Raw genomic sequence first — 7,790 nt, 5'->3', positions numbered from 1 at the left:
CTCATAAAGAAGGAAGAGGGAAGAGGGAAGAGGGAAATCAAAAATCTCTTAAACCTGATGATATTGGTTTTCGCCTTGGCCCCCGCATCAATGCAGTGGGACGTATTGCCGATCCACAAATTGTGATTGAGCTTTTGACTACTGATGATATGGGAATAGCTTTGGAAAGGGCGATGCAATGTGAAGAAATTAATCAGCGACGACAACAGTTATGTGAGGAAATTGAACAAGAGGCGATCGCTTGGTGTGAGTCAAGTCAGATAAATTTACAGGAGGAAAGGGTTTTAGTGGTGGTGCAACCGGGATGGCATCATGGTGTTATTGGTATTGTTGCTTCTCGGTTGGTGGAGCGTTATGGGGTGCCTGTTTTTATTGGTACTTATGAGGAGGAGGGGCAAGAAATAATTCGTGGTTCTGCTCGTGGCATTCCTGAGTTTCATGTTTTTGAGGCGCTACAATTTTGCGATGAGCTATTAGGAAAGTATGGAGGCCATAGAGCGGCTGGTGGTTTTTCTTTCTCGGCAGAAAATTTAGATAAGTTTCGTTCCCGTCTGAGTGAGTTTGCTCATCAATGTTTAGAAATTAAGCATCTAAAACCGTTAATTAGTATTGATGCTGAGGCAGAAATTAAGGAATTAAATTTTGACTTATATCGTCAAATAGATTTACTTCATCCCTGCGGAATTGAAAATAAAGACCCTGTATTTTGGAGTCGAAATGTGAGAATTTCTGAACAAAGAATTGTAGGTAAGGGGCATATTAAATTAACTTTAATTAAAGGGGAAATAATTCAGGCGATCGCTTGGCGTTGGGGAGATTATTTTCCTTTACCCTCGATGGTAGATATTGCTTATAAAATGCGGGAAAATACTTGGAATGGTCAAAGTAATATTGAGTTGGAATTATTAGGAGTACGTTTGCCGATGGAAGTTTCTAGGAACTCAGGAATTTCGCCTCAAAATTTTCCTCAAAAAGCGGAATTTTATTATAATAATCGTCCTTATACTTGCAGTCTTTATCAAATGGGAGATGTGAAGGAATTAAGAATTAGAAATTCCCGTGGAGAAGTATTAGCAATTCAACGGGGACAAAAAATAGGCTTGTTAGGTAAAACTCGTAATAATGCCAAACAAGTAAATGTTTCGGATGCTCGTTTTTTTAATTTAATTAAAGAAGCTATGAGTGCTTTAAAGTTATAGAAGAAGGCAGAAGGCAGGAGGCAGAAGGCAGAAGGAAGAGGGTGTTTAGTTATCTTAATCTTGGATAGAAGGAAAAATCTGATTTGTCTGAGTTTTAAGCTTTTTATATTTCCTCATACCAATCTGGTAGTATCGTTTGTATATAAAATTAATGTAGCAATGGGAAAAAACCTTCTGCCTTCTGCCTTCCTTCCGCTAAAATCTAATTACTCAACCGGACATAATATACAGCGCTTCCCGTTGCCCGTGAGGTACACCCCGAAGCGGGCAAGATGCCCGCACTACAATATTTTTATCATTTACCCTCTACCTTATTTGCCCGAAATATACTGTAAAACCCCAACCAATTGTTCCTTCAGCATAGCTGCCTTCTGCCTCCTGCCTTTCTCCTGACTCCTGAAATTTTACAACTATTTAATCAGATGAATAATCAACTATTGAAAGAAAAATTACAAGCAACAATCAAAAATATTCAAACTAAAAATGATGGTTCTCCTGTAACGAATTTGAAATTAGATAAAACTTTAGTTGCAGAAATTGAACAGTTAACAATAGACTTAGAAAATTTCAATCCTCATCCTCAACCTCTCCGAAATGCTACTAATTTATTAAATGGTTCTTGGCAATTGCAATACTCTACAGCTAGAGAAATTCGTTCTTTAGATTCCCTACCATTGGGTTTACAAGTAGGTAAAGTTTATCAAGTAATTGATGTTGCTGATAAAGTATTTTTTAATCAAGCCCAAGTACAACATCCTCTGAAATTAATCTCAGGAAATGTAAAAGTAACTGCCAGGTTTGAACCAGCTATTGATAAGTCTGGTTTAGCAGATAAACGCATCAATGTTTATTTTGATAAACGTTACTTGGCAATTGAGAAAATTGTGGGTATTAATACTCCTAAATTAAATCCTTTTAAAGTTGTAGCAGCTAATAATCCTCAAGGTAGAATTGCTACACTAGATATTACTTATTTAGACGAAACTTTAAGAATTGGACGTGGAGGAGATGAAAGTTTATTTATTTTGAGTAAAGTTGTGTAGGAGAAGGAAGAAGGCATTTCAGTTATCAGTTATCAGTTATCAGTTATCAGTACCGCTGTAATAAGGAGGCTTTAAACCACAATTTTTCGGTAAAATTGTAGTGCGGGCATCTTGCCCGCGATGGGTGTATCTCATAACAACGGAAAGCGCTGTATTTCCTAAATGTAATTGAAACCTTTGAGATTGCTTCCTTCCACTCCGTTCCAGTCGCAATGACATAGTTGTAAATTTTTCCACTTACCTACTTAATACTACCTAAAACCTATCACCTAAAACCTAAAACCTATCACCTAAAACCTTAATTAAAAATCATGGAAGAGATATTAAAAAATTTACTCTCACATAAAAATGTCAAAATTAATAAAATAATTTCACCCCCTAATTTTGTAAGTGAAGAATTTATTCAAGATGAAGATGAATGGGTAACATTGCTTCAAGGTTCTGCCATATTAGAGATTAATCAAAAAACAACAAAATTAGTCAAAGATAGTCATGTTTTTATACCAGCAAAAACCCCACATAAAATTATTTCAACCGATGCAAATATAGAAACAATTTGGCTTGCTATTCATATTTATTAGAACCGAAGTAAGCAATTTTCCCTTCTGCCTTCTGCCTTCGTTCATTGCTCCGATGCTAATAGACATCTCCAATAATAAAAAATCAAATCAATTATCACACATAAATTATCAATTATTTCCCCCTACTGCCTCTTTTCTGGAGATGTCTAATAACATTTTGCCAAAAGATTTAACAACAGGTTGAATTGTAAAAAACGAGCCTTCTGTTTCCATCACATAAATCTTCAACAGCATCGGCAAAATATTTAACCATAAAGGATTAGCGCTATAGAGATTAATTAACTCTAACAATTTATAAATTTCTCTATTGTAAAAGCATTTTGCACGCTTTCAAAAAACAAATTTTCCATAATTCACTACCAATTCGTTTAACATGATTGTACTTGTAATGGCTATTTTCTCATGTTTACGAGTATTTTTTCCTTTCCAGAGTGCTTTTCAAAACTTCTCTTTGCAGAAAATCCAAATGTTTTCCGGTTTTCGTTATTAGAGCTAGAAAAATTAATTGGTGGTGCATCAAGAAAGTGTGGGAATAGTAATAAGTAGTTAAAGAGAAAAAAGACATTTATGTATAGGAATAAATGACAAATTATTCCGCAATAGTACAGTGCCCAAAATATGGAACATTATAACATGGATGAACATCAAATTGACGAGTCTAGTCCAGATTTAGAGACCGAGGAATCTCCCAATGGTAGTCTTGCCACCAATACAGAGTCAGCAAATGAAGATGACAAAGATAATCTGGTAACAAAAATAAAATCTTTAGCAAGAGGTGGCATTACTTTTGTAACTAATCGATTTGGTGCTGTAACTGCTTTTCCATTAATGACTTTTAATGGAATTACGACGACTATAGGTGCGAATAAAATACTTCCTTATGGTACTGGAATTGTCGTTGGCTTCATACTGTCAATAATTTACTTTTCTATAGTGGTTTTTATCGAAATAAAACAAGAGCATCCACTCCGCCGATTTTTGTTAATTTTAATTTTCTGTATCGGCAGTATATATACAAGCTTTTTTGCGATTTATAACCAACTAAGTGAGGGTCAACTTAAGTACCAATCTGTGACCAAAACAGTCATTGCACACAATCAATTTATTAACGACCTTCGCACTTCTTTAAAGCAAACTATCAACAATATCGAAAAAGAAAATCCAAATATAGGAACTGTCAACTTGCTCAAGCAAGAAATAGATGAGTTTAGACAAAAGCGGGAAGAAGCAAAAGACAAAGATGGAAAAGGTGAAATTGCGGAACAAATAAAAAAAAGGAACGATCGCCTTCAAAATATTAGTCCCGTAGAATTACCCTATGAACATCAAGTGCATCAAAATTTAAATCAACTAAAAGAATCTCAACTGAACAGTTATTTGAGCGTCGAAGAGTTCATAGAGTCCAATCAAAGTTTTTCAGAGCTTTTTGCCAAAGATGATAGCTTGTTCAGAAATCTAAAGGAAAAGCTTGAAAATATCCAGGAGTTTGACTCTGATTTACTAGGAAAAAATTCATTCCAAGCTCCTAATTATGATAATTATGTCAAAACTCCGACATTTTTAGTCCCCCTAGAAATCCTCTTAAATCCCAACAGCAAAAGACAAACTAGCTTTGTGATTTTCGCAATTACTGTTTCAATTTTTCTAGAAGTAATCCCATTGTTATTGGGAGGCATTCAAACTGAATTCAAAGGCAAAGAAAATAATGTCAAAGAAGATATAAAAAATGACAATGAACCAAACAAAACTACTTTGGGTGAGTTTTCTAGTTCGATAAGCACATTGATTAAAAATATCAAAGAAACAACAATTGAAATCTTGTCAGCTCTTACAGAACCGATAGGCACTACTAAAAATTTACAAGATGAAATCAAAAATAAGTTAACTCAATCAATGTCTGCTGTAGGATTAAATGATCAAGAAAAAAAGGATTTTCTGCTATTTTTTTATCGAAATATCGATATGGAAGACAAAAAAATTGCGGTTAAGCAAACTTGCAACTCTGACAGTAAAGTCAATCAAAAATCAGAAGAAGATAAATCAGAATCGGTTCAACAAAGTGATGCTTCTGGCAATGAAGACAGTAAAGAATTAGATCAAGAGCAAAATAAACTAAAAATGTATGAAGATGCGACCGCATTAATTGTCGATCTAATGCAAAATACTAGAGTAAAATGGCTAACGAAACGTTCGACCCCTAACACATGGCTAACTCAACCTTTAACTTTGCTCCCTGACAAAGGATGTTACCATTTTTCAGATTCAAAAAAATATCAGGAGTTTCTTGCTTGGTTGCTTGATGAATTGACTAAAAGCGAAGTAAAGCCTACAAAAAATTCGGATTATATACGCACTTCATTGGGATTAGAATTAGAATATGAAATAAACCAAGAATGGAAACCAAGTCTTATAAATTTTCCAATAGAGCAATCTGAAAAATAAATAATTTGCGATCGCTCCTTCCCAAACAAACTAGATTTTAGGAGCGATCGCCTTTTATTCAAGACAATTAAACCCTGCTTCTCCTCTTAATTTTTTGTCAAACGTCACAGTTTCTACACAACCTGCTTGACGAGCGTTCGCGAAGCGGCCCGGAGGGCTTCTCGCTCCTATTAAATAATCAGAAAAATCTGCACTCCCCTGTTTTGTACGCTCAATAGCTTGATAAAGAACAGAAGAGTTTTCCAACTCCTACTATCGCAACATTCATGTAACAAACCAATTGACAACTGTAACCTCCAAGAAATCCTGATAATCTGACACATTATTCGTCACCAGAATCAAACAATTAACTTAGGATTGCTATATTACTATAAATGCACTCCAGTCCCTACTCCCTACTCCCTACTCCCTTCTTGTACAATAAATACATAAAACCAAAAATAATCCCATTCCAACAATATACTTAAAAATATCAGGTACTAAAGGACTAGGCGAGAAAAACCCCTCAATAATTCCAGCAATAACTAACAACGCCACAACACCAAAAACCAACTGTGCTGCTTGAAAACCATAAAACTTTAAAGCATCAATTCGACCATATTTACCCGGAAACAAAATAGCTCTTGCTATTAATAAACCCGCCCCACCAGCCAAAAATATTGCAGGCAATTCTAAAGCACCATGAGGAAATACAAAAGCCCAAAAAGGAACAGCCAAATTATGCTGACCAACTAGAGCACCTATTGCCCCAATTAATAATCCATTAAATACCAACAAATAAACTGTATAAATACCACCACTAATACCACCAGCTACTGCAGAAAAAGAAACCCGTAAATTATTAATCATAATATTACTAGAAGCCAGAGGTTCAACTCCTACTATTGACCCCATCCATAATTCTTGACGATCACGTACCTGAGAAATCAAAGATTCTGGCACTATCAACGACATAAATACTGGGTCTTGCCAACTATACCACCAGGCCACCAACCAAGCAACCAAAAAAAACGCCGTCGCCACTGCCGTGTAAGCCCAAGTTTTTTGCACCACTGCTGGAAACCCCCAACGACAAAACTCCCAGACTGCTTGCCATTCCTGCTTCCGGTTTCCCTGATAAATTTGAGTGTAACCACGAGTAGTCAACCTCTGTAAATCTTGCTCCAGAATATTGCCCACTTGGTGAGTTTTAGCGCGGGCCAAATCTGCCGATACAGAACGATATAAACTGGCCATTTCCCTAACTTGAGCTGCTGGCAATGATTTTAATCCCTTTTTTTCTACTTGCCTTAATAAAGAGTCTAAATGCTGCCAATTTTTTTCTCTACGTCTAATCCAACGGTTAATATTCATTAAGTTTTCCTAATAGCTACCTTTGATTAGTTTAAGATAAATATAAAATTTTCACTTCAAGTAATTAGAATAAATTTAGTTATGTCTAAAAATCTAACTCCACCTATGGAGCCTCTGAGTGTAGGAAATGTTGTTAGCGCTGGGTTGAGAATATATCGAGACCATTTTAAGTCTTATTTTGGTATCTCTTTGAGGGCAACTTTATGGTCTTTTTTACCTGTAGTTTTTGCATTATTTTGTATCCCTCTAGTTTTTATTTCTGGAGATAATACAATTTCGTTTGTACTAATACTAATTCCTATTGTGCTGGTGTTATTTGTTTATTGTGCTGCTAAATATTTTGTTAATTCAGCACTAATTTCACGTTTAGTTTTTGGCGTGTTAACAAATCAACCAGAAACTGTAAGTTCTGCCAGACAAATGGTTAATCCCCAAATGTGGAATATATTGATATCACTATTTATTGTATGGATAATTTTGTTTGTTTTCAATTTAATTTTAACATTGGCTCAACAGTTAATATTTTTTCCACTTGCATATATTCTAGCAAGCTTAAATCTTGAGTTAATGTTACCACTGATAAGTCTTCTACTTTCTTTAGTTGTTTTGGGATTATATATTTGGTTATACTCTCGTTTATTTATTCCTGAAGTGTCTTTGGCAGTAGAAACAAATATTAATACTAGCCAAGGGATAAGCAGAAGTTGGGAATTAACTAAAGGGTCTGTATTCCGAATTCAATTAATAGTTTTTATCACCTTTCTGGTAACCATACCAATGTATATTGTCGCCATAATTCCGATTTTAGCTAGTTTTGCTTCAATAGCTTTTACAGCAGCGAACTCTCCTGCCGCTGCACTACAGCAATTTGCACCTATTATTTTGATAACATTGATATTATTTTTCGTGGCGACTGTAGCTATTACTCCTTTTTGGCAGGTAATTAAAGGCGTGATTTACTATGACCTCCGAACTCGTCGAGAAGGTATGGGTTTACAGTTAAGAAAACAAGATATTTAATTTTGTTGTATCAGGGTCATTTCAGTTATTAGTTATCAGTTATCAGTTATCAGTTATCAGTTGTAAATTTAGCCATGTCTGAAAATTTAACAACACCAATTGAACTCCTAAGTACTGGGAATATTGTTAGTGCTAGTATCCGAATTTATCGG

At 35.1% G+C, this 7,790-nt stretch carries 9 protein-coding genes; 5 read left to right on the top strand and 4 right to left on the bottom strand.

The genetic code is table 11. The features are described from left to right. Both F6K54_RS35830 and F6K54_RS35825 read left to right on the top strand, forming a co-directional pair. Nucleotides 1–1,199 (top strand): DHH family phosphoesterase (locus tag F6K54_RS35830; RefSeq protein WP_293088564.1); only part of this gene is annotated, 1,199 nt, incomplete at its 5' end. Between the two features lie 422 nt (nucleotides 1,200–1,621). Next, a complete protein-coding gene (locus F6K54_RS35825; protein WP_293088562.1) occupies nucleotides 1,622–2,242 on the top strand; it encodes a PAP/fibrillin family protein in 621 nt (206 codons plus the stop codon). A gap of 39 nt (nucleotides 2,243–2,281) precedes the next feature. On the opposite strand, the gene F6K54_RS35820 is transcribed toward F6K54_RS35825, so the two are convergent. Next, complete coding sequence (locus F6K54_RS35820; RefSeq protein WP_293088561.1) at nucleotides 2,282–2,479, bottom strand: hypothetical protein; 198 nt, start codon at nucleotides 2,477–2,479, stop codon at nucleotides 2,282–2,284. A 74-nt stretch (nucleotides 2,480–2,553) separates the two neighbouring features. Between F6K54_RS35820 and F6K54_RS35815 the strand changes: the two genes are divergently transcribed. After that, nucleotides 2,554–2,823 (top strand): cupin domain-containing protein, encoded by a 270-nt coding sequence (locus tag F6K54_RS35815; protein ID WP_293088559.1) that lies wholly within the window; start codon nucleotides 2,554–2,556, stop codon nucleotides 2,821–2,823. A 108-nt stretch (nucleotides 2,824–2,931) separates the two neighbouring features. Here the strand turns inward: F6K54_RS35815 and F6K54_RS35810 are convergent, their stop codons facing one another. Continuing rightward, complete coding sequence (locus tag F6K54_RS35810) at nucleotides 2,932–3,114, bottom strand: hypothetical protein (RefSeq protein ID WP_293088558.1); 183 nt, start codon at nucleotides 3,112–3,114, stop codon at nucleotides 2,932–2,934. Between the two features lie 342 nt (nucleotides 3,115–3,456). Here F6K54_RS35810 and F6K54_RS35805 point away from each other — a divergent pair, with 342 nt between their 5' ends. Then, nucleotides 3,457–5,265: a hypothetical protein gene (locus tag F6K54_RS35805; RefSeq protein ID WP_293088557.1), complete on the top strand. Its 1,809-nt coding sequence runs from the start codon at nucleotides 3,457–3,459 to the stop codon at nucleotides 5,263–5,265. 54 nt (nucleotides 5,266–5,319) lie between these two features. Here F6K54_RS35805 and F6K54_RS35800 read toward each other — a convergent pair whose 3' ends face one another. After that, nucleotides 5,320–5,511 carry a hypothetical protein gene (locus F6K54_RS35800; protein WP_293088555.1) on the bottom strand — a complete coding sequence of 64 codons (192 nt, stop codon included), beginning with the start codon at nucleotides 5,509–5,511 and terminating at the stop codon, nucleotides 5,320–5,322. A 156-nt stretch (nucleotides 5,512–5,667) separates the two neighbouring features. Beyond that, the gene (locus F6K54_RS35795; RefSeq protein ID WP_293088554.1) at nucleotides 5,668–6,618 is read right to left on the bottom strand and encodes a stage II sporulation protein M; all 951 of its coding nucleotides are present in this window, start codon (nucleotides 6,616–6,618) and stop codon (nucleotides 5,668–5,670) included. An 81-nt stretch (nucleotides 6,619–6,699) separates the two neighbouring features. Between F6K54_RS35795 and F6K54_RS35790 the strand changes: the two genes are divergently transcribed. Beyond that, nucleotides 6,700–7,638 (top strand): hypothetical protein, encoded by a 939-nt coding sequence (locus F6K54_RS35790; protein WP_293088552.1) that lies wholly within the window; start codon nucleotides 6,700–6,702, stop codon nucleotides 7,636–7,638. Nucleotides 7,639–7,790 lie beyond the last annotated feature (152 nt).

Origin of the sequence: Okeania sp. SIO3B5 (assembly GCF_010692555.1) — a bacterium.
In the GTDB taxonomy this organism is placed as follows: domain Bacteria; phylum Cyanobacteriota; class Cyanobacteriia; order Cyanobacteriales; family Microcoleaceae; genus Okeania.
The sequence above is the reverse complement of the archived record's forward strand: the minus strand, read 5'-3'. Positions and strand labels throughout refer to the sequence as shown.

Coding starts and splice junctions, on each gene's coding strand:
- F6K54_RS35825 (WP_293088562.1), top strand. CDS start 1,622: ATGAATAATCAACTATTGAAAGAAAAATTACAAGCAACAATCAAAAAT.
- F6K54_RS35815 (WP_293088559.1), top strand. CDS start 2,554: ATGGAAGAGATATTAAAAAATTTACTCTCACATAAAAATGTCAAAATT.
- F6K54_RS35805 (WP_293088557.1), top strand. CDS start 3,457: ATGGATGAACATCAAATTGACGAGTCTAGTCCAGATTTAGAGACCGAG.
- F6K54_RS35795 (WP_293088554.1), bottom strand. CDS start 6,618: ATGAATATTAACCGTTGGATTAGACGTAGAGAAAAAAATTGGCAGCAT.
- F6K54_RS35790 (WP_293088552.1), top strand. CDS start 6,700: ATGTCTAAAAATCTAACTCCACCTATGGAGCCTCTGAGTGTAGGAAAT.